General features: G+C 73.2%; 15 protein-coding genes. 6 read left to right on the top strand and 9 right to left on the bottom strand.

Annotated elements, in window-relative coordinates; all coding sequences use genetic code 11:
* Positions 1–62: 62 nt before the first annotated feature.
* From ABD296_RS28370 to ABD296_RS28360, 3 genes are all read left to right on the top strand, one after another.
* Positions 63–800 (top strand): GntR family transcriptional regulator, encoded by a 738-nt coding sequence (locus tag ABD296_RS28370; RefSeq protein WP_344273618.1) that lies wholly within the window; start codon positions 63–65, stop codon positions 798–800.
* A gap of 114 nt (positions 801–914) precedes the next feature.
* Positions 915–2,270 carry a phytase gene (locus ABD296_RS28365; RefSeq protein WP_344273615.1) on the top strand — a complete coding sequence of 452 codons (1,356 nt, stop codon included), beginning with the start codon at positions 915–917 and terminating at the stop codon, positions 2,268–2,270.
* 136 nt (positions 2,271–2,406) lie between these two features.
* Complete coding sequence (locus tag ABD296_RS28360) at positions 2,407–3,345, top strand: LacI family DNA-binding transcriptional regulator (protein ID WP_344273612.1); 939 nt, start codon at positions 2,407–2,409, stop codon at positions 3,343–3,345.
* Here ABD296_RS28360 and ABD296_RS28355 read toward each other — a convergent pair.
* From ABD296_RS28355 to ABD296_RS28315, 9 genes are all read right to left on the bottom strand, one after another.
* Complete coding sequence (locus ABD296_RS28355) at positions 3,335–4,918, bottom strand: HAD-IIB family hydrolase (RefSeq protein ID WP_344273609.1); 1,584 nt, start codon at positions 4,916–4,918, stop codon at positions 3,335–3,337. The two genes, ABD296_RS28360 and ABD296_RS28355, sit on opposite strands and share 11 nt — an antisense overlap.
* Complete coding sequence (locus ABD296_RS28350) at positions 4,915–5,754, bottom strand: inositol monophosphatase family protein (RefSeq protein WP_344273606.1); 840 nt, start codon at positions 5,752–5,754, stop codon at positions 4,915–4,917. Before ABD296_RS28350 ends, ABD296_RS28355 begins: the two co-directional genes overlap by 4 nt.
* Positions 5,751–6,557 (bottom strand): HAD family hydrolase, encoded by an 807-nt coding sequence (locus ABD296_RS28345; protein WP_344273603.1) that lies wholly within the window; start codon positions 6,555–6,557, stop codon positions 5,751–5,753. The genes ABD296_RS28350 and ABD296_RS28345 overlap by 4 nt, the downstream gene beginning before the upstream one ends.
* Positions 6,554–7,678: an ABC transporter ATP-binding protein gene (locus tag ABD296_RS28340; protein WP_344273600.1), complete on the bottom strand. Its 1,125-nt coding sequence runs from the start codon at positions 7,676–7,678 to the stop codon at positions 6,554–6,556. The genes ABD296_RS28345 and ABD296_RS28340 overlap by 4 nt, the downstream gene beginning before the upstream one ends.
* Before the next feature lie 3 nt (positions 7,679–7,681).
* A complete protein-coding gene (locus tag ABD296_RS28335) occupies positions 7,682–9,505 on the bottom strand; it encodes an ABC transporter permease (RefSeq protein WP_344273597.1) in 1,824 nt (607 codons plus the stop codon).
* Positions 9,506–9,568: 63 nt separating this feature from the next.
* The gene (locus tag ABD296_RS28330; RefSeq protein ID WP_344273594.1) at positions 9,569–10,765 is read right to left on the bottom strand and encodes an ABC transporter substrate-binding protein; all 1,197 of its coding nucleotides are present in this window, start codon (positions 10,763–10,765) and stop codon (positions 9,569–9,571) included.
* Positions 10,766–10,851: 86 nt separating this feature from the next.
* Complete coding sequence (locus ABD296_RS28325; RefSeq protein WP_344273591.1) at positions 10,852–11,511, bottom strand: DUF47 domain-containing protein; 660 nt, start codon at positions 11,509–11,511, stop codon at positions 10,852–10,854.
* A complete protein-coding gene (locus ABD296_RS28320) occupies positions 11,508–12,491 on the bottom strand; it encodes an inorganic phosphate transporter (RefSeq protein ID WP_344273588.1) in 984 nt (327 codons plus the stop codon). The genes ABD296_RS28325 and ABD296_RS28320 overlap by 4 nt, the downstream gene beginning before the upstream one ends.
* On the bottom strand, positions 12,488–13,483 hold the full coding sequence (locus ABD296_RS28315) for a Gfo/Idh/MocA family protein (RefSeq protein WP_344273585.1): 996 nt from the start codon (positions 13,481–13,483) through the stop codon (positions 12,488–12,490). The genes ABD296_RS28320 and ABD296_RS28315 overlap by 4 nt, the downstream gene beginning before the upstream one ends.
* A 313-nt stretch (positions 13,484–13,796) precedes the next feature.
* Between ABD296_RS28315 and ABD296_RS28310 the strand changes: the two genes are divergently transcribed.
* The 3 genes from ABD296_RS28310 to ABD296_RS28300 all read left to right on the top strand — a co-directional run bounded on the left by ABD296_RS28310 (position 13,797) and on the right by ABD296_RS28300 (position 21,336).
* Positions 13,797–16,736, top strand: coding sequence for an AAA family ATPase (locus ABD296_RS28310; protein ID WP_344273582.1), 2,940 nt, complete (start codon positions 13,797–13,799; stop codon positions 16,734–16,736).
* 239 nt (positions 16,737–16,975) lie between these two features.
* Entirely contained in the window at positions 16,976–19,426 is a 2,451-nt protein-coding gene (locus tag ABD296_RS28305) for a M4 family metallopeptidase (protein WP_344273579.1), read from the top strand.
* 71 nt (positions 19,427–19,497) lie between these two features.
* On the top strand, positions 19,498–21,336 hold the full coding sequence (locus ABD296_RS28300) for a M1 family aminopeptidase (RefSeq protein ID WP_344273576.1): 1,839 nt from the start codon (positions 19,498–19,500) through the stop codon (positions 21,334–21,336).
* The last annotated feature ends 23 nt before the right edge of the window (positions 21,337–21,359 follow it).

Here is a 21,359-nt window from a genome sequence, read left to right as displayed (position 1 = left end):
CCCAATCGCGGAGTATCATCCGTTCCGGAGCCCGCGAAAGACCGGGACCGGAGGGAGCCCGCGTGTACCGACCGCGCGTGATCGTGGACCGCAGCAGCCCCGTCCCGCTCTACTACCAGTTGGCGAGGCAGTTGGAGGCCGCGATCCAGGCCGGCGAGCTGGCACCGGGCACCCGGCTGGAGAACGAGCTGGAGATCGCCGAGCACTGCGGGCTGTCGCGGCCGACCGTCCGGCAGGCGATCCAGCACCTGGTCGACCGGGGCCTGTTGGTGCGCAAGCGGGGCGTCGGCACGCAGGTCGTGCTGCCGGAGATCCGCCGCCCCGTCGAGCTGACCAGCCTGCACGACGACCTGGCGGCGGCCGGCAAGGAGCCGCACACCGAGGTGCTGGAGTTCGGCCCGGTGCCCGCGGACGACCGGGTCGCGAAGCAGCTGGGCGTCGCGGCGGGCGACACCGTCCTGCGGATGCGCCGGGCCCGGTACACCGGCGGCGAGCCGCTCGCCCTGCTCACCAACTACCTGCCCGACGGCCTGCTCGCCGTCACCGCCGACGACCTGACCCGGCACGGCCTGTACGAACTGCTGCGCGCGAGCGGCGTCAACCTGCGGATCGCCAACCAGTCCATCGGCGCGCGGCGCGCCACGGCGGAGGAGGCGCGGCTGCTGGACGAGCGGCGCGGCGTCCCGATGCTGACCATGACCCGCACCGCCTACGACGACAAGGGCACCGCGATCGAGTACGGCTGCCACGTCTACCGGGCGAGCCGCTACTCCTACGCGCTGACGCTCGTCGAACGCTGACCCGCCCGGATCGCCGGAGACCTCCTGATCTATTAGAGCGCTCTATTGAATTAGAGCGCTCTAACGCTTACGGTACAGGGCAATCCCCCCACGAGCGCACCGGAGGAGAACCCGATGCCCTTCGCCCAGTTCCATCCCCACCGGCCCCGCCTCGCCGCCGCCGCGGTGACCGCCGCGCTGGCCGCCGCCGTCCTGTCGGCCGCCCCGGCGTCCGCCGACGGCGACGAGCTCGCCCAGGTCCACGCCCGCCTGGAGACCCCGGCCGTCTTCGACGACGACGCGGGCGGCAACGCCAACGCCGACGACCCCGCGATCTGGAACCACCCGAGCGACCACGACGGCGACCTCGTCATCACCACCCTCAAGCAGGCCGGCCTGGCGGTGTACGACGCGTCCGGGCACGAGCTCCAGCGGCTCGCCGCGCCCGCGCCGCCCCGCGACGGCGACGAGCCGGGCCGGTTCAACAACGTCGACCTGATCTACGGCTTCCGCCTCGGCGGCCGGCCGGTCGACCTCGCCGTGGTCTCCGACCGGGGCCGCGACACCGTCCGCACCTACGCCATCGACCCGCGCGCCGCGCTGCGGCACCGCGCGCCGCTCACCGACGTCACCGACGCCGCCGCCCCGTTCGTGTTCTCCTCGTCGCTCGACCAGGTCAACGACCAGGAGACCGCGTACGGGATCGCGTCCTGGAAGGACGGGCACGGCGCCTCCTACGCGGCGCTCAGCCGCCGGCACACCCCGCGCGTCGGGATCGTCCGGCTGGAGGCGACGGGCACCGGCAAGGTCAGCTACAAGCACGTCCGGGACGTCGACCTGCCCGCGTCGTTCGCGCTGCCGGGCGGCGGCACCTGGACGCCGTGCGAGGACCCGGGCGAAGGCCCGCAGGTCGAGGGCATGGTCGCCGACGAGGAGCACGGCGTGCTGTACGCCGCGCAGGAGGACGTCGGCATCTGGCGGATCCCGCTGGACGGCGGCGCGCCCCGGCTCGTCGACAAGGTGAAGAACTTCGGCGTCCCCGCCACCTACAACCCCGAGACCGAGGAGTGCGAGGTCAGCGGCCCCGATCCCGGCGCGGGCGGAAAGCACATCACGGCCGACGCCGAGGGCCTCACGATCTACCGCAAGGACGACGGCGAGGGCTACCTGCTGGCCTCCAGCCAGGGCGACGACACCTTCGTCGTCTACGACCGCGAGGGCGCCAACCAGTACCTCGGCCACTTCCGCGTCGCGCCCGCCGGGGCCGTCGACGGCTCCGAGGAGTGCGACGGCGCGATGGTGACCAGCGCCCGCGTCGGCGACTTCAAGAACGGCCTGCTGGTCGTCCACGACGGCTTCAACGCACCGGACGAGACGGGCGCGGACGGCGAGGTCCGCACGAACACCAACTTCAAGTTCGTCGACTGGAAGGCCGTCGCCGACCCCCTCGACCTGGACATCACCCCAGGCGACTGGGACCCCCGCGACTGACCCGCTTCGTTGACTTGCGGCGAGTCGTCGTTATGAGCCCCCTCATAACGACGACTCGCCGCAAGTGAACGTGCGGGCGGCGGGCGGCTGGTTGGATCGGCTCAGCCCGCCGTCCGCTGTTTTGGAGATCCCGACCATGGCCCATCCGACCCTGGAAGACGTCGCCGCGCGCGCGGGGGTGTCCCGCGCGCTGGTGTCGCTGGTGATGCGCGGCTCGCCCAAGGTCGGCAAGGAGCGCCGCGAGGCCGTGCTGAAGGCGGCGGACGAGCTGGGCTACCGGCCCAACGTCATGGCGCGGGGCCTGGCGGCCGGACGCACCGGGATGGCCGGGGTGCTGGCCGCCGACCTGCACGATCCGCTGTTCGCGACGCTCCACGACGGGCTGGCGGAGGAGGCGGGGCGGCGCGGCGTCCGGCTGCTGCTGGTCGGCGGGGACGGGCGTCCGGCGCGCGAGCGGGCCGCGCTGGGCGAGCTGCTCGACCTACGGCTGGACGGGCTGCTGCTGGCCGGGCCGAGGATCGCGGCGGCGGAGATCGAGCGGGCCGCGGCCGGGACCCCCGTCACGGTGGCGGGGCGGTCGCTGCGCTCGGCCCGCGTCGACTGCGTGACCGGCGACGACGCGGCGGCGGTGAAGCTGGCCGTAGAGCATCTGGCGGGGCTCGGGCACCGCCGCGTCACCTGCATGGACCTCGGCCGCTCGCGCCTGGAGAAGGCGTTCCGAGCGGCCGTCGACGAGGCCGGGCTCACCGCCGTCCAGGACGTCCCGTGGCGGTCGCCCGGAGCCCCGACGGCCGTTCTCGCCCTCGGGGACATGACCGGGACGGCCGCACTGACCGCGCTCTACCGTGCCGGGCTCGACGTGCCCGGCGACGTCTCGCTGATCGTCCACGGCGACGCGCCCGGAGCGGCGGAAACGGGCGTGACCACGGTCGGGGCACCGCCCCGCGAGCTGGGCCGGCTGGCGATGGGCGCCCTGCTCGACCGGATCGGCGACAACGGGACCGGGGAGGGACGGCGCATCACCGTCCCTCCCGTCCTCACCGAACGCGCCACCACCAGGGCGCTCACACCATGACGCGCAACCCCGGCACCGCGAGCGAGATCGGCCCGGCGTAGACCTCGCGGGCGGCCCGCAGGGCGGCGAGCGGGTCGGCCCACGGCCGCAGATGCGTGAGGACGAGGTGCCCCGCGCCCGCCTCCCGCGCCAGCCCCGCCGCCTGCGCGGGCGTCAGGTGCGTCTCGGAGGCGCCCGGTGTGCGCACGGACGCCGCCGCCTCGCACAGCAGCACGTCCGTGCCCCGCGCGAGGTCGAGCAGCTCGCCGCACTCCCCGGAGTCGCCCGAGTAGGTGAGGCTGGCCCCGTCCGCCTCCACCCGCACAGCCACGCCCGGCACCGAATGGACGACCGGCGCCGTCGTGACGGTGAGCGGCCCGAACGGGCGCGGCTCGGCGGGCGGCGTGCGCCAGTCGAGCGCGCCCGCGTACGCCGGCGGCGCCGCCGGGTTCACGACGTGCGCGGACGTCCCGGCGGGCGCGGTGACGGGCAGCCGCTCCTCCGCGCCGCGCCGGTCCCGCAGGTAGGCGAGCGGGATCAGGTCCGAGTAGTGGTCGCGGTGCGGATGGCTGACCACGACGGCGTCGATCGCGCACGGGTCGGCGTAGCGCTGCAGCGGGCCGAGCGCGCCGGTGCCGAGGTCGAGCAGCAGCCGGAACCCCGCGTGCTCCACCAGGTAGCAGGAGCACGCGGCGTCCGGCCCCGGGACGGTGCCCGCGCAGCCGACGACGGTCAGGATCACGCCATGACCCGGTCGACCAGGTCGGCGACGGCGCCCGCCGCGCAGTCGGCGACCACGACGTTGGGGGGGGGGGGGGGGGGGGGGGGCGGCGACGGCGCGGACGCCGGGGTCCCCGTCGTCCTCGGCCGGGCCGAGCCCGGCGGCCTGGATCATGTCCAGGTCGTTGGGGTTGTCGCCGATGGCCGCGATGCGGTCCATCGGCACGCCGCGCAGCGCCGCCAGCTCACGCAGCGCCGTCCCCTTGGTGGCGCCCGCCGGGAGCACCTCCAGGTAGGTGGCCTCCGACCGGACGAGCGTGACGCCGGTCCCCGGATCGGCGGCGAACCCGGCGAGGGCCGTCTCCGCCGCGTCGACCAGCTCGGGCCGGTCGCAGATCAGCATCACCTTGATGATCTCGTCGAAGGGCAGCACGCCCCACGAGCCGATCCGCGCGAGGGTGATGCGGTCGCGGCGGGCGTACTCGGCCAGCGCCGCCGACTCCGAGCGCACGTGCGCGCGGCCGTCGCTGAACGCGACCGGCCACACCCCATCCGGCATCTCGTCGAACAGCAGCGTCAGCCGCGCCCAGGCCGCCGCGCTCAGGCACCGCCGGTACAGGACCGCGCCCGTGCCCAGGTCCACGATGCGGGCGCCGTTGTAGAGGATCGCCGGGGTCGCGAGGCCGAGCTCCCGGTAGTACGGCAGCGCGGACTCCTCGCTGCGCCCCGTCGCGACGACCACGCTGCCGCCCGCGCCGGTGAAGCGGCGCAGCGCGGCCAGGTTCGCCTCGACGATCCGCAGGTCGCGGCCGACGAGCGTGCCGTCGAGGTCGGTGACGATCCACTCGGCCGTCCGCACGCCGGTGGCGCTCACCGGCTGCCCGCCGGGGCGAGCCCGGCGATCTCCGACAGCACCGACCCGGCGAGGTCGAACCCGCTGACGCACGCGACGTAGCCGGGCGCGTCCCAGTCGTCCCCGCCCGGCTCCCCGCCGAGCGGCAGGTAGGTGCCGCCCGCCTGCCTGACCAGCAGCAGCCCGGCCGACACGTCCCACGCGTTGACGGACGTGCCGTACGCCGCGGCCGCCCAGCCCGCCGCGACGTGCGCCAGGCACAGCGCCGCGCTGCCCGGGCGCCGCACCGTCGCGAACGACTCGACGAGCCTGCCGTAGTTGCGCAGCGCCGCGTCGCCCGCCCGCTTCAGCTCCCGCGCGTTGGGGTAGCCGGTGACGATGACGCCGGTCCTGTCCTCCGCCGCGCCGACCGAGCGGATCGGCTCGCCGTTGCAGGTCGCGCCGCCGAGCGAGGCGGTGAACATGTCGTCGCGGACCGGGTCGTACACCACCCCGGCGACGACCTCGCCGCCCGCGACGGCCGCGATCGAGGTGCAGAAGAACGGCAGGCCGGCGGCGAAGTTCGCCGTCCCGTCGATCGGGTCGACGTACCAGCGGACGTCCCCCTCCTCGCCTCGGACACCGCCCTCCTCACCGACGACGACGCTGCCGGGCGTGTGCTCGGCGAGCACCTCGCGGATCGTCTCCTCGGCGGCGCGGTCGTGCTCGGTGACCGGGTCGTGGAAGTCGCGCTTCACCGCGACCTCGGGGCGCGATCGGAACGCTCCGCGCAGCCGGTCGCCGGTCGCGCGCGCCGCGGTCTCGGCGATCCGCGCCAGCTCCGCCGACTCGGGCGCACCGATGCCCTTGCTGTTCATTCGTCTCCTTCGACAGCGTTGGTGAGCAGGTCCAGCAGCCCGTGGCCGTCGTCCACGACGGCGTCGGGGCGGTAGCGGACCTCGTACGGGACGTCGTAGGTGCCCTTGGCGACCATCAGCACGTTGCCACCGACGCCGGCGCGGTGCCCGCACACCACGTCCCGGTCGAAGTTGTCGCCGACGTACCAGGCGTCCTCGGGCTCGACGCCGAGCGCGCGCGTGGCGATCCAGATCATCTCCGGGTTGGGCTTGCGGACGCCGGCCTCGTCGCTGTAGACCTCGATCGCCAGCTTCCCGGCCAGGCCCGTCGCCTCGGTGTAGTCCCGGTGCACCGCCCCGGACAGGGCGTTGCTGACGATCCCGCACGGGATGCCGAGCGCGGCGGCGCCGTCCAGCAGCTCGGGGATGCCGGGACGGGTGCGTCGGTCCTGCCGCAGCTCCCCCATCCGCTTGCACAGCGGGGTGGCGTGCGCGACGACGAGCTGCCGCGCGGACGCGGGCCAGTCCGCGGCGACGTAGTCGCCCCAGAACCCGGTGTGCGTCATCTCCGGCGGCGCGTAGGGCCGCGACATCGCGTCCTTCCAGCACTTGTCGGCGGCGGCGCCCGCCTTGATGTCGGTCTCGACGGCGGCGGCGTCGAGGTCGTGGCAGCCCGCGCGGGTCAGCAGCGCGTGCACCTCCTTGGCGAGCGCCGCCGACCAGCCCGGGCGCCGGGACGTCTCGACGAGCACGCCGCCGAAGTCCAGCAGCAGCGCCCGCGGCCTGCGCATCGTCCGGTCGGAGAGGCGGTGGTCCGCGCTCACGAGGCGGCCCCGCTGACCGGTGCGGCGGCCTCGTCCCAGGCCGCGATCCGGATGCCGTCCTCGCCGAACAGGTGCAGGTGCTCGGGGCGCGCCCAGCAGCGCACCGCGTCGCCCGGCCCCGCGCCCGGGTCCTCGTGCGTGATCGCGAACAGCCGGGCGTCGTGCGCGCGCAGCCCGACGGTCCAGCTCGGTCCCGTCGGCAGGACGGTCTCGATGACGGCGTCCTCCGACCAGGCGGTGTCCGGTACCGCGCCGCCGGGCGGCGCCAGCCGCAGCACCTCGGGACGGACGCCGAAGCAGCCGACCGCGCCGAAGTCGCCGCGCTTCTCGGCGAACCGCTGCAGCGACGAGGCGAGCCCCGCCTGCTCGCCGGGCACCATGTTCATCGGCGGGCTCCCGACGAACTCGGCGACGAACCGGTTCGCGGGCCGCTCGTACATCTCCATCGGCGGCGCGACCTGCTGCAGCTCGCCGTCGCACATCACCGCGATGTGCGTGGCCATCGTCATGGCCTCCATCTGGTCGTGGGTGACGAACACGACGGTCGCGCCCGTCTCGTCGTGGATGCGCTTCAGCTCGGTGCGCATCTCCAGCCGCAGCCGCGCGTCCAGGTTCGACAGCGGCTCGTCCAGCAGCAGGACGTCGGGGTCGACGGCGAGCATGCGGGCGAGCGCGACGCGCTGCTGCTGCCCGCCGGACAGCTGCGAGGGGTAGCGGTCCGCGCACTCGGCCACCTGGACCTTCTCCAGGGCCTCCATCGCGCGGGCCTTGCGCCGCTCCGCCGGGACCTTGCGCATCCGCAGCCCGAACTCGGTGTTGCCGCGCACCGTGAGGTGCGGCCAGAGCGCGTAGTTCTGGAAGACGAGCCCCATGTCGCGCTTCTCCGGCGGGACGTAGACGCCCTTCTCCACCGAGTCGAGCACCCGCTTCCCCACGGTGATCTCACCGAGGGTCGGCTGCTCCAGCCCGGCGATCATCCGCAGCGTGGTCGTCTTCCCGCACCCGGACGGCCCGAGCAGGCAGGTGAACGAGCCGTCGGGGATGGTGAGGTCGAGGTCCTTCACCGCCGCGTGCCCGCTGACGTAGTTCTTGACCACTCCGCTGAGCGTGATGGTCGGCATTGATCAACCTCCGATGCCCGAGGCCAGGCTGCTCTTGGTGAGCCGCTGGGCCAGGTAGGTCATGGTGAACGAGACCAGCGCGATGACGAGCACGACGCCGTTGGCGAGCTGGGTGTAGCCGTAGTCGACCAGCCCGATCGACAGCGTGGTCAGCAGCTGGGTGCCCGAGGTGGTCAGCATGATCACGATGCTGAGCTCCTTCAGGCCGGAGATGAACGGCAGCACCACGCCGGTGACCAGCGCGCCGCGCTGGATCGGGATGATGATCCGCAGCATCCGGGTCGGCCACCGAGCGCCGCTGATCTGCGCCGCCTCCTCCGGTTCCCGGCCGAGCTGCATCATCGCCGCGATCCCCGACCGGGACGAGTACGGCAGGTGCGTGATCACCAGGACGAGGACGAGCAGCGTGATCGTCCCGTACAGGGCGGGGACCGGGCCGCGCCGCACCGCGAACAGCGACAGGCAGGCGGCGGCGAACGCGATGCCGGGCACGAGGTAGGGCAGGAACGACACCTGCCGCAGGAACGTCGAGACCCGGCTGCCGTCGCTGCGCACCACCACGTACCCGATCAGCAGGCCGAGCAGCCCGCAGACCAGGGACGCCAGGCCGACGATGCGCAGGCTGTTCCAGGCCGCCTCCCACAGCTCGCTGCCGCGCAGCACCCCGTGCGGGAACCCGACCGCGCCGGGGATGTCGGTGCCGAACCAGTACTTGAGCGTGAAGTTGTCCGCGCTGAACACGCCGGGCGTCTTGGTGATCGTGGACAGCAGCAGCGTCAGCACCGGGATGACGACGCTCGCCGCGAACACGGCCATGCCGATCGTGAAGGCCGGCCAGCGCCAGCCGCGCAGGTCGCCGCGCCGGTCCATGGCGCCCTTGCCGCCGACGGTGACGAACCGGCGCTGCTCGCGGACGAGCCGGGTGTCGATGAGCACCACCATCACGCCGACCAGGACGATCACGCCCGCGAGCGTGGACGCGACGCCCGTGCTGCGGTCGCGGATCGCGTGGTAGAGGCTGGTCGACAGCACGTTGTAGTCGCTGGGCAGCCCGAGGATGTACGGGGTGCCGAACGTGCCGAGGACGCGTCCGAGGACGAGCAGCACCGCCGACGACAGCGCCGGCATCATCAGCGGCAGCGTGATGCGGCGCATGACCGTCTTCCCGCCGGCGCCGAGGATGCGCGCCGAGTCCTCCAGCTGCGAGTCGATGCGGCGCAGCGCGTTACCGAACAGCAGCAGCACGAACGGGTAGTAGTGCAGGCCCAGCGTCACGATGATCGGCAACGGCCCGTACGCGAGCCAGTCGGGGGTGTGGATGCCGGCGCCCTGCAGGTAGCCGACCTGCCCGCCGGACCCCTCGTTCTTGAACAGCGTCAGCCACGCCAGCGCGAACGTCCAGGACGGCAGCATGTACGGCACGACGAGCGCGGCGGCCAGGAACTTGCGTCCCGGCACGTTCGTCCGCGTCACCAGCCACGCCATGGAGCCGCCGACCACCAGCGCGAACACGATGACGCCGACCGCGACGAACAGCGTGTGCCACAGCGGCTCCCAGAACAGCAGCTTGCTGACGGGCGAGCGGAACACCCGCCACAGGTAGTAGCTCGTCCAGGAGCCGGGGGCCTGGCCGGAGCGCTCCTCGTCCCCGTACTGGACGCGGCCCGCGTCGGAGATCACCGACACCAGCGGCGCGATGACCAGATACAGCAGGACGAGGCTCATCAGGATGCCGAGCAGCACGGTGGGATCGCGCAGCAGCACGCGGGCCCGGTAGAGCACGCGCCGGCCACGTGACGCCGGCCGTGCGGGGGCGGCGACCGCCATGGAAGGTTCCTCCGGGGTGAGGGGCCCGGCGGGCCGCCGCTCGCGGCCCGCCGGACAGGGGAATTAGTGGTGGTTCAGACGCCAGAAGTCCTTGATGTCCTGGCGCGCGCGGAAGTCGGCGATCAGCCGGCTCGCCGAGAACTGGTACAGCTGCGTGTTCCAGTCGCCGAGCCCGGGCGGGTTGTTCTTGCTGACGCCGACCTCGTCGTTACCGGACACCCCGCCGGCGTGGGCCTCCAGGTCGAAGCCCTCCTTCTCCATCGCGAAGTGCACGAAGAGCTTGGCGGCGTTCGGGTGCTTGGAGCCGGTCGCGATCGTGGCGAACTTGGGGTAGGCGAACCCGACCCACGGGTTCAGGCCCTCGCAGACCTTCATCTGGTAGCCCTTCTCCTCCACGTCGCGGAACTTGGCGATGGAGAGCAGGCCGATGCGCTGCTGGGTCTGGTTGGGCGCGGCGACCCCGGCCGCGACGTCCTCGTCCTCGGTGGTCAGCACCGGTGAGTTCTGCGCGAACCGCTTCACCCACTCGTGCGCCGGGTCGTCCTCCGACGGCTTGAGCTTGCCCTTGCCGAGCTGCTCGTAGGCGGCGGTGAGCTTGTCGCCGCCCTGCTGGGACATCTGCGTGAACCACTGGGTGAAGACCTCCTTGCCCAGCGGGTCCTGCAGCATCACCTTGCCCTTCCACTTGGGGTCGGTGAGGTCCCAGATGTTCTTCACCGGGCAGCCCTGCGGGCTCAGCTTCGGGCTGTAGGCGAACACGTACGCCTTGGAGATCATCATCAGCGGGTTGCGGTTCGCCTCGCCGATGTGGGACGCGAGGTCCGGCGGGATCCACGTCTTGACGATCTGCTGCGGGAGCAGCTGGCCGACCAGCATCGGGCCGTCCTCGAACAGGCTGACGTCGATCGTGACGTTCTTGGCCTGCGCCTCCCGGGTCATCTTCTCGGCGGTGTCGGCGGCCTTGGACTTCATGCCCTCGGCCTTGATGCCGTACTTCTTGGTGAACGCCTCCGCCATGTCCTTGACGTCGCCGCTGCCGTCGTAGGCGAGCACGCTGCCCTCCTTCTTGGCGGCGGCGACGAGCGCGTCCAGGTCGAACGACGCGGCGTCCTCCACGGTCACCGACGGCAGCGGCGTCCCCTTGGCGCCGGCCTCCCCGCTGGTGGACGGCGCGCAGGCGCTGAGCAGCGCGGTGACGACGGCGACCGCCGCCGCGGCACCGGCCCGGGCACGGCGCCCGGTGGGAATGGTGCGGATCATGTGAGCTCTCTCCTCGGTGTGCATCCGCGGGCCCCCGAGCCTGCGGCTCTCTCATGCGGTGACGCGGGGTCGTTCATGAAGCGGGGTCAGTGACTGCGTTTCAACATCGCGTCGGACAGGGCGTCCGCCGCCTCGCCGAGGCGCCGGCCGACCGCGTCCAGCCGGGCGAGCAGCTCCCGCCCGCGCAGGACGTCGATGCCGAGCGGGCCGGCGAACAGGCGGGCCAACTCGGCCTGCCTGGTCTCCCGGACCCGGTTGCGGGCCTTGCGCGCGCCCAGTGCCGCGATGGTGACGGCGGCGGGCTCGGCGAGGACCTTCCGGACGGCGCCGTCGAGGGCGGTCAGCCCGTCGAGCACCGCGTCCAGCGGAGCGAGGGTGAAGTCGAGTTCCGGCGGGCCGAACAGGTCGGCCTCCCGGACGAAGTCGCGCAGGTTGTCGAGGATGTCGTCGACGGACCGGGAGAGCCGGAACAGGTCCTCCCGGTCGATGGGGGTGGCCAGCACGTCGCCGAGCATCGCGGCGAGCGCGGCGCGCTCGGCGTCGCCCGCGTGCTCGATCTCGGCCATCCGGGCGCGCGCGCCGGCCGGGGCGAGGCGTCCGGCGGCCATCTCCCGGGCCAGCTCGGCGCCGTCGCGGACGGCGCGGATCTGCCGCCCGACCTGGTCGATCACCCGGTTCCCGGACCGGCCGCGCAGGTCGTCCCAGACGAGCCGGAAGCGGCGCGCGGGCCGCACGGCGGCGCTCACAGCGCCCTCGCCGCGAGGCCGCCGAGCCCGCCGGCGGCGAACGCCAGCGGCAGCGTGAACACCCACGCCGCGCCGATGCCGAGGACGTTCTGCCAGCGCACCCGGGACGCGCCCTCGCTGGCGGCGACGCCGACGACCCCGGCGGTCACCGACTGGGTCATGCTGACCGGCGCGCCCGCGAACGAGCTGGCCGTCACCGACGCGGCTGCCGCGGCCTCCGTGGACACCACGTGCAGCGGCCGGGCCAGGACCAGGCCGCGCCCGAGCCGCTCGCCGACGCGGTGCACCGCGCTGAGCGCGCCGGCGCAGAACACCACGGCGATCAGCAGCAGCATCAGCGGCGCGGGGTTGACGGGCCCGACCGCGCCGAGCCGCCGCGTCGCCACGACCTGGCGGGCGACGCTGACGACGGCGAGCATCTTCTGCCCGTCGTTGGCGGCGTAGGCGGCGCACTGGGCGCCGTAGGCGAGGACGTGGGCGGTGCGGACGGCGCGCGGCATGCCGGTGAAGGAGGGGACGCGCCGCGAGACGAGCCCGAGGCCGTAGCCGACGGCCGTCCCGACGAGCGGCGCCGCCGCGCCGATGAGCAGGACGGTCGCGAGGCCGCCCCAGGACACGTGCAGGCCCATGCCGAAGCAGGCGCCGCCGATGCCGCCGAGGATCGCCAGCGTCAGGCTGGTCGGCAGCCCCTTGCGGGACAGCAGCCCGACGACGGTGAGCGCGACGGTGATCCCGAGCAGGAACGCCACCGCGCCGCGCGGGTCGCCGAGGTCGGCGAGCCGCTCGGTGAAGGTGCGGGCGACGGCCGTCCCGACGAGCTGCGGGACCACGACGAGCGGCACCAGCACGAGCAGCATCAGCAGCGGCGCGGACGAGCGGGGGTAGCGGCCGCTCAGCCCGAGCAGCGCGGCGCCGTCGTTGACCCCGGTCACCCAGACGAAGGCCAGCGCGACGGCGGCGAACGCGACGGCCCAGATCATCGCAGCTCCGCGGGCCGGACGCGGCGTTCCTCGTGCAGCGACAGCGTGGCGGCCTCGGCGATGAGCAGCGCCTCCAGGGCCTCGTCGACGGTGCACGGGCTGTCCGCGTGCCCCCGCGCCACGTCTAGGAACGTTCCAATCTCGGCCGCGTAGGCGGGCTCGAACCGGTCCCAGAAGTTGCCCCACGCGTCCCCGGACGGCCAGTCGACGCCCGGCTCGGCCGACCGCAGCGCGGCCCGCTCGTCCAGCCCGACCACCCACGTCCCGGCGGTGCCGGACAGCTCCATCCGGACGTCGTAGCCCGCGCCGTTGTAGCGCGAGCCCTGCATCGTCGCGACGGTGCCGTCGTCCATCACCAGGACGGCCGCGCTGGTGTCGACGTCGCGGGCCGCCGCGAAGTAGTCGTCGCCCCGGTTGGCGCCGACCGCCGTGACCGACTCGACCTCGCGGCCGGTGACCCAGCGCAGGATGTCGAAGTCGTGGATGTGGCAGTCCCGGAAGATCCCGCCGGACGAGCGGACGTACTCGGCGGGCGGCGGCGCCGGGTCGGCGGTGACCAGGTGCACGCGGTGCAGGTCGCCGAGCCGGCCGTCCAGCACCGCCTGGCGGGCGGCGGCGTACCCGGCGTCGAAGCGGCGCTGGAAGCCGATGTGCACCGGCACGCCGGTCTTGGCGACGCGGTCCCGGACCTCCAGCGTCGTGCGCAGGTCGGGCGCGACGGGCTTTTCGCAGAACGCCGGCACGCCGGCCTCGCAGGCCCGGACGAGCAGGTCGGCGTGGGTCGAGGTGGGCGTCGCGATGAGCACCGCGTCCGGGCCGGCGGCGAGCACCGCGTCCGGGTCGGCGGCGCGGGCGCCGAGCGGGCCGGCGAGGGCCTCGGCCCGGCGCGCGTCGGCGTCGCCGATGACCAGCTCCTCCACCAGCGGGTGACCGCTCAGGAACCGGGCGTGCCAGGCCCCGATCCGTCCCGCGCCCAACAGTCCGACCCGCATGGTGTGCCTCCAATGGCCCGGTCGAGGAAGGACGACGTCACGTGTCGTTCAGAGGGCGTTCACCCTCTGTTCACCTGTTCGTCATCCATGTGTGGCTTGGGGCACATTTGTATCCGCAGCGCGGGAGCCAGTCAATACTTTGTTCTTACATATGGACGTACTGACTTGAGGTCATGACCCGCGCAATGGTCCGCTCCGGAGGGCTCCGGGGCGTCCCGCCCGGACCGCCACCAGGATCTTGACTGCGGTTGCGGAGAGGGTTACCGTCCGCGACGGGTTCACACGCCGACCCAGGCGGTGCGGAGGCCACGCGATGAAGCATGCGATCCGGCCGACCGGCGGAAACGTGGTGGGCATCGTCCCACCGGCACGTCCTCCGGCAACAGACGGGCAGGGGCCCCGCGACGTCCGCGGCGACGCGGCGCCGAGCCGCGCGGGCATGCTGGGCGAGGTGCGCAGGCACCTCGCCGGGGGCGGCGGCGCGCTGCTGGTCGGCCCCACCGGGATCGGGAAGTCCACGCTGGTCTCCGCGCTCGCCGACGAGTACGCCGCGGCCGGGCACCGGGTGTTCGCCTGCTGCCCCGCCGAGACCGAGCGGCACCTGCCGTTCCTCGGGCTCATCGACCTGGTCGCGCAGGGCGCCGACGAGGTCGTCGAGCGGCTGCCGGAGCCGGAGCGCCGCGCCCTGCGGTCCGCGCTGCTGCTGCACGACGTCCCGATCGGCGAGCGCGACCTGCTGTGCCTGCGGCTGGCCGTGCTGCACACGCTGCGGCTGCTGTGCGCCGACCGGCCCGGCCTCGTCCTGGTCGACGACGCGCAGTGGCTGGACAAGCCGACCGGGGAGCTGCTCGCCTTCGTCGCCCGGCGGGCCGGGCGGCTCGCGCCGCCGCTGCGGATGGTCGCCTCCGTCCGGGCGTCGTTCGGCGACCCGCGCGGCACCGGCGGGCAGTGGCGGGAGGCGGCCGGGCTGTGCCCGGCACCCGTGCTGACGGTGAAGGTGCCGCCGATGTCGGCGGCGGAGCTCGCGGCTTTACTCGCCGACCGGTTCGGCCGGTCCTGGCCACGCGCGCAGCTCGCGCGCATCCACCGGGTGAGCGGCGGGAACCCGTTCTTCGCCGTGGAGCTCGCGCGCAGCGTCGTCGAGAGCGGCGCGTGGGAAGAGGGCGGCCACCGGAGCGGCGCATGGGAGAAGGGCGGGCCCCGGGGCGGCGCGCTGCCGATCCCGCAGAGCCTGTCGGTGCTGATCCAGAAGCGGGTGAGCGCGCTGCCCCGCGGCACCCGCGAGACGCTGCTGATGGCGAGCGCGGCGAGCCGCCCGTCGGTCGAGCTGCTGCGCCGGGCGGGCGGCGCCGACCTCGCTGAGGCCGAGCGGCACGGCATCGTGGACGTGACCGCCGACGGCCAGATCCGGTTCACCCACCCGCTGCTGTCGGCCGTCATCTACGCCGAGGCGGAGGCCGCCGAGCGGAAGGCGGCGCACGCGGCGCTGTCGCAGGCCGTCCGCGATCCGGTCGAGCGGGCCCTGCACCTGGCGAAGCTGACGTCCGGGCGGGACCGGCGGATCGCCGGGACGCTGGAGGACGCCGCCGCCGTGGCGCGCCGCCGCGGCGGCCTGTCCACCGCGGCCCACCTGGGCGAGCTGGCCGCCGAGCACACCCCCGAGTCCGAGCGGGACGCCGAGGTCGGCCGGCGGCTGCGCGCCGCCGAGGACGCCGTCGCGGCGGGCGACTACGCGCTGGCCAGGCGGCTGGCCCATCTCGTCCTGGAGACCACGGCACGGCCGGCGGACCGGGTGCACGCGTGGATGGTCGTGATGGACTCCTCCGGCCAGGCGCTCGCCGAGGTGGAGGAGGTCTTCCCCCGGGCGATGGAGGACGCGCAGGGCGAGCCGGCGCTGCTCGCGCCGCTGCACTACCGGCTGAGCTGGCGGGCCTGGATGGTGCTCGGCTCGGCGGAGGCCGCGCTGGAGCACGCCCGCCGCTCCGCCGAGCTGGCCGCCCTCGCCGGGGACCGGGTGACGGAGCTGCTCGCGCTGACCAAGCAGGCGAACATCGAGTTCTTCCTCGGCCGGCCGGACGCCGAGCAGACGCTGCGCCGCGCGCTCGCCGACCCGCAGGAGCCGCAGGTGATGTGGCACCACAACGGGCCCATCTACCTCAAGCACCGGCACCACCTGCTGCACGACCGGCTGGAGGAGGCCCGCGCCGAGCTGCGCACGCTGATCTACGGCGTCCGCCAGCGCGGCGTCGTCGAGAGCCTGTGCCTCAGCCAGTTCTGCATGAGCCAGGTGGAGATCCACCGGGGCCGCTGCCGGCAGGCGCTCAGCCTGGCCCGGCAGAGCCTGGACCTGGCCGAGGACAGCGGGCTCAGCCAGGGTCCGTCCTGGTACGCGCTGGCGCTGGCGGAGGCCGCCGGCGGCGACCTCGACCGGGCGCTGGCCGCGGCGGAGCAGGCGCTCCAGCACAGCGAGAGCGACGGCGACCTGCTGTTCCTGCCGCGCGCGCTGCACGCCGAGGCGCAGGTGCGGCTCCAGTTCGGCGACGCCGCCGGCGCGGTGCGGATCCTGGACCGGGTCCGGCGGATGGAGAACGGGCAGGGCCTGGGCGATCCGGCGGTGCGCCGCTGGCACGCCGACCTCGCCGACGCGCTCGCCGGCGTCGGCCGCACACGGGAGGCGGCGGACGTGCTGGCCGAGGCGCGGGCGCAGGCGTCCCGGCTCGGGCGGCGCGGCGTGCTGGCCGTGCTGGAACGGTCGTCCGCGCTGGTCCGCGCGGCCGAGGGCGACCTCGGCGCGGGGCTGGACGGGCTCGTCCGCGCGGCCGAGCAGTTGCAGGCGCTCCCGTACCGGCTGGAGGAGGGCCGCGCCTGGCTGGAGCTGGGGGCGCTGCGCGCCCGCATGGGCGATGCGGGCGAGGCGCGCGCCGACCTGCTGCGCGCCCGCACGGTCTTCGCCCGGGCGCAGGCGCGCCCCTGGCTGAACCGGGTCCAGGCCGAGCTGCGGGCCCTCGACGACGGCGGGCCGGGCCGCGGCGAGTCCGGCGGGCGGCGCGCCGGCGCGGACCCGCTGGACGTCCTCACCGACATCGAGCGCAAAGTCGCCGTCCTGGTCGCCGAGGGCGCGACCAACCGGGAGATCGCGTCCCGGCTCTTCCTCAGCGTCAAGACCGTCGAGGCCGCCCTCACCCGGACGTTCCGCAAGCTGGGCGTCCGCTCCCGGGTGGACGTCGCGCGGGTCGCGGTGTCCGGCCGCTGACCTGCGACTTCCTCTCCTCTTTCGGGCCCGCTCCGGCGCCGTGCCGGGGGCATAGGGATATCCCTACGCGTGCGCCGTGAGGCTTCTGCAAACCCCCGTGTGTCCACAGACTCGCGCTTGTCCGTGATGCCCGTCTTGACGGAAATCGCACGGAAGGGAGCGCGCGCCCGACGGCGTCCGGACGTCCACCCCCGTCACCACGGGTTACCCGCTTCAGTGGTGAAAGGACGACCACCCCCATGTCCCAACGGACCATCGCGATCGTCTCATCGGCGGCCGCGCTGATCGCCCTCACCGGCGTCGCTGCCGCACCCGAGGCCGCCGCCGCCCCGCAGGCCAAGCCCGACCCCAAGGCTCAGCCCACCGGACCCGATTCCTTCTCCAAGGCCGGCTTCACGCTGAACCCCGCACCGCCCACGCGCGACAAGGCCGTCAAGAACGCGACGAAGGCCCTCGACGCCCACGGCAAGCGCGCGCACCGCGCGAGCGGGCAGAAGTTCAAGGTCCGGACGGTCGCCGTCAGCCGCGACGGCGCCGCCGACGTCCGCTTCGACCGGACCTACAAGGGACTCCCCGTCTACGGCGGGGACCTCATCGTCCACCTCGAACCGAACGGCTCCTACAAGACGCTGGAGACCGCGTCCGGAACCTCCGGCGCGATCCGCACCACGCCCGCCGTCAGTTCCCGCAACGCCGCCGCGCTCGCCCGCAAGCAGCTCAAGGGCACGGTGTCGGCGGTCTCCACGCCCAAGCTCGCGATCAGGATGGAAGGCCGCTCCGCCACGCTGGTCTGGGAGACCGTCGTGTCCGGCGTCAAGGCCGACCAGACGCCCAGCAAGCTGCACGTCATGGTCGACGCGCGCAAGGGCAGGGTCGTCCAGAGCAGCGACGAGATCGACACCATCGCTCCCGCCGGCACCCGGGCCGCCGCTCCCGCCGCGCCGACGACCGCGCTCACGACCGGCACCGGCCACGGCATCTACGTCGGGACGGTCAACCTCGACCTGACGCAGTCCGGCAGCACGTGGCAGATGAAGGACCCGTCGCACGGCAACGGGTACACCACCAACCTGAACCACGCCACGTCCGGCACCGGCACCATCTTCAGCAACACCACCGGCACGTTCGGCAACGGCTCCAACAGCGACCCCGCCTCCGCCGGCGTCGACGCCCACTACGGCGCCGCGATGACCTACGACTACTACAAGAACGTCCAGGGCCGCAGCGGCATCTTCGGTGACGGACGCGGCGTCCCGTCCCGCACCCACTACGGCAACGCCTACGTCAACGCGTTCTGGGACGGCACCCAGATGACCTACGGCGACGGCCAGGGCAACGCCCGGCCGCTGGTCGAGCTCGACGTCGCCGGCCACGAGATGAGCCACGGCGTCAGCGGCGCCCTCACCGGCTGGGAGGAGAACGGCGAGACCGGCGGGATGAACGAGGGCACCAGCGACATCTTCGGGACGATGGTGGAGTTCTACGCCGACAACCCGAACGACAAGCCCGACTACACCATGGGCGAGCTGATCAACATCAACGGCGACAACCAGCCGCTGCGCTGGATGTACCACCCGTCGCTCGACGGCAACTCGCCCGACTGCTACTCCAGCAGCAACGGCAGCCTGGACCCGCACTACTCGCTCGGCCCGCTCGCCCACTGGTTCTTCCTCGCCGCCGTCGGCAGCGGGGACCACGGGTACGGCAACAGCCCGACCTGCAACAACTCCACGGTCACGGGCATCGGCAACGACAAGGCCGGCAAGATCTGGTACAAGGCGCTGGCCTCGTACGCCAACAGCAACGAGAACTACGCGCAGGCCCGCACCGACTCGCTGAAGGCCGCGGCCGACCTGTACGGCACGCACTGCACCGAGTACAACACCGTCAACGCCGCGTGGGCGGCGGTCAGCGTCACCGGCTCCGACCCCGTCCCGGGCACCTGCCCCGGCCAGGGCGGCGGCCCCTCGGTCACCAGCCCCGGCGACCAGACCGGCACCGTCGGCCAGCCGGTCAGCGTGCAGGTCAAGGCCAGCGACCCCAACGGGCAGACGCTGTCCTACAGCGCGACCGGGCTGCCGGCCGGGCTGTCGATCAACGCGAGCAGCGGCGTGATCTCCGGCACCCCGACCACGGCGGGCACCAGCACCGTCACGGTCACCGCCAAGAACACCTCCGGCCAGACCGGCACGGCCACCTTCACCTGGACGGTCAACCCGCCCGGTGGCGGCAGCTGCTCCGCTCCCGGTGACAAGGTGTCCAACGGCGGGTTCGAGAGCGGCACCTCGCCCTGGACCACCACGTCCGGCGTCGTGTCCGCCAACGGCAGCGGCGAGAGCGCCCACTCCGGGACGCACTTCGCCTGGCTCAACGGCTACGGCCAGTCCCACACCGACTCGGCCACCCAGTCGGTGACGATCCCGGCCAACTGCAAGGCGACGCTCACGTTCTACCTGCACATCGACACCGACGAGTCGCCTGGCACCGCCTACGACAAGCTCACCGTCAAGGCCGGCGGCACCACCGTCGCGTCCTACTCCAACCTCGACGCCAACTCGGGCTACGCCCAGAAGAGCATCGACCTGTCCGCCTACGCGGGCAAGACCGTCACGCTCTCCTTCTCCGGCACGGAGGACGCCTACCTCCAGACCAGCTTCGTCATCGACGACGTGGCCGTGAACGCCGGCTGACGCCCCCTTCCCCGACCTGTCGCCGGTCCCCACCGCTGGGGGGCCGGCGACAGCCATGAGCAAGGAGCACCATGAACACCAGACTCCTGGCCGCCGCCGCCACCGCCGTGGCGACAGCGGCGGGCGGCCTCGTCGCGGCGGTCGCGCCCGCACAGGCCACCACGACCGACTGCTCCTCGGCCCAGGTCGTCTCGAACGGCGGGTTCGAGAGCGGCACCTCGCCGTGGACGACCTCGTCCGGCGTCGTATCCGCCAACGGCAGCGGCGAGAGCGCCCACTCCGGGACGCATTTCGCCTGGCTGGACGGCTACGGCTCGTCCCACACCGACACCGCGTCCCAGTCGGTGACGCTGCCCGCCGGCTGCAAGGCGACCCTGTCGTTCTACCTGCATGTCGACACCGACGAATCTCCGGGCACCGCCTACGACAAGCTCACCGCGAAGATGGGCGGCGACACCGTCGCCACCTACTCCAACCTCGACGCCAACTCCGGCTACGTGAAGAAGAGCTTCGACGCGTCGGCCTACGCGGGCAAGACCGTCACGCTGTCCTTCACCGGCGTCGAGGACTCCGGCGCCCAGACCAGCTTCGTTCTGGACGACGTCGCCCTCGACATCGCCGGCGGCGGCACGACGCCGCCACCCACCGGCGACGGCACGCGCACGCCCGACGCGCAGTCCTACACCGTCAACCTCACCAGCGACTCGTCCGGCGCGAACTGGCAGGGCCACGAGTCGGTCGCCTTCACCAACACCGACTCGGCCCCGCTATCGGAGGTCTACCTACGGCTGTGGGACAACGCCCACGGCAACTGCCCGTCCACCCCGATCACCGTCACCAACGTGACCGGCGGCACCGCCTCGTCCCTCACGGTCGACTGCACCGCCATGAAGATCACCCTGCCGAACCCGCTGCCGCAGGGGCAGAGCGCCACCGTCGCGTTCGACCTGGGCATCGCCGTCCCGTCCGGCGCCGACCGGTTCGGCCACGACGGGGCGTACAACTTCCTCGGCAACGCGCTGCCCGTCCTGGCCGTCCACGACGGCGACGGCTGGCACCTCGATCCGTACACCGACAACGGCGAGTCGTTCTACGGCCTGGCGAGCGACTACAAGGTGACGCTCGACCACCCCAGCTCCCTCGCCGTCCCCGCCACCGGCACCTCCGTCGACACCCCCGGCTCGTCCGGCCGGACGGTCACCACCGCGACCGCGACCCACGTCCGCGAGTTCGCCTGGGGCGCCGGCCCGTTCTCCAAGATCTCCGCCACCTCGCCGAACGGCGTCAAGGTGAACATGTACTGGGTGAGCGGCATCAGCCAGTCCAGCGCCCAGCAGATGCTGTCGCTCGCCACCGACGCGATCGACGCCCACTCCGGCCGCTTCGGCGCCTACCCGTACGGCGAGGTCGACGCCGTCCTCGACAACAACTTCTGGTTCGGCGGCATGGAGTACCCCGGCTTCGTCCTCGACCTCGTCAGCGACGTCGCCCTCCCCCATGAACTCGCCCACCAGTGGTGGTACGGCATCGTCGGCGACGACGAGTACAACCACCCCTGGCTGGACGAGGCGTTCGCCGACTACTCCACCGACCTCTACCGGGGCATCAGCGGCGCGGGCTGCTGGAACAGCGTCTCCTGGGCCTCCTCCGCAGAGAAGATCACCAACTCGATGGCCTACTGGGACGCGCACTCGTCCCGGTACTCCACCGTCGTCTACACCTACGGCAAGTGCGCCCTGCACGACCTGCAACGCCTGATCGGTGACTCCGCCATGGCGAACCTCCTCAAGACCTACGCCTCGAGCCACTGGTACGGCATCTCCACCACCGCCGAATTCAAAAAGGCCGCCCAGGCCGCCACCACGACCGACCTCACCTCGTTCTGGACCCAACACCGCATAGAAGGCTGACCCACCGACGAGGCGCACGGCGG

Source organism: Actinomadura napierensis (genome assembly GCF_039529375.1).
Lineage (GTDB): Bacteria > Actinomycetota > Actinomycetes > Streptosporangiales > Streptosporangiaceae > Spirillospora > Spirillospora napierensis.
The sequence above is the reverse complement of the archived record's forward strand: the minus strand, read 5'-3'. Positions and strand labels throughout refer to the sequence as shown.

Coding starts and splice junctions, on each gene's coding strand:
- ABD296_RS28365 (WP_344273615.1), top strand. CDS start 915: ATGCCCTTCGCCCAGTTCCATCCCCACCGGCCCCGCCTCGCCGCCGCC.
- ABD296_RS28360 (WP_344273612.1), top strand. CDS start 2,407: ATGGCCCATCCGACCCTGGAAGACGTCGCCGCGCGCGCGGGGGTGTCC.
- ABD296_RS28350 (WP_344273606.1), bottom strand. CDS start 5,754: ATGAACAGCAAGGGCATCGGTGCGCCCGAGTCGGCGGAGCTGGCGCGG.
- ABD296_RS28340 (WP_344273600.1), bottom strand. CDS start 7,678: ATGCCGACCATCACGCTCAGCGGAGTGGTCAAGAACTACGTCAGCGGG.
- ABD296_RS28335 (WP_344273597.1), bottom strand. CDS start 9,505: ATGGCGGTCGCCGCCCCCGCACGGCCGGCGTCACGTGGCCGGCGCGTG.
- ABD296_RS28330 (WP_344273594.1), bottom strand. CDS start 10,765: ATGATCCGCACCATTCCCACCGGGCGCCGTGCCCGGGCCGGTGCCGCG.
- ABD296_RS28320 (WP_344273588.1), bottom strand. CDS start 12,491: ATGATCTGGGCCGTCGCGTTCGCCGCCGTCGCGCTGGCCTTCGTCTGG.
- ABD296_RS28315 (WP_344273585.1), bottom strand. CDS start 13,483: ATGCGGGTCGGACTGTTGGGCGCGGGACGGATCGGGGCCTGGCACGCC.
- ABD296_RS28310 (WP_344273582.1), top strand. CDS start 13,797: ATGAAGCATGCGATCCGGCCGACCGGCGGAAACGTGGTGGGCATCGTC.
- ABD296_RS28305 (WP_344273579.1), top strand. CDS start 16,976: ATGTCCCAACGGACCATCGCGATCGTCTCATCGGCGGCCGCGCTGATC.
- ABD296_RS28300 (WP_344273576.1), top strand. CDS start 19,498: ATGAACACCAGACTCCTGGCCGCCGCCGCCACCGCCGTGGCGACAGCG.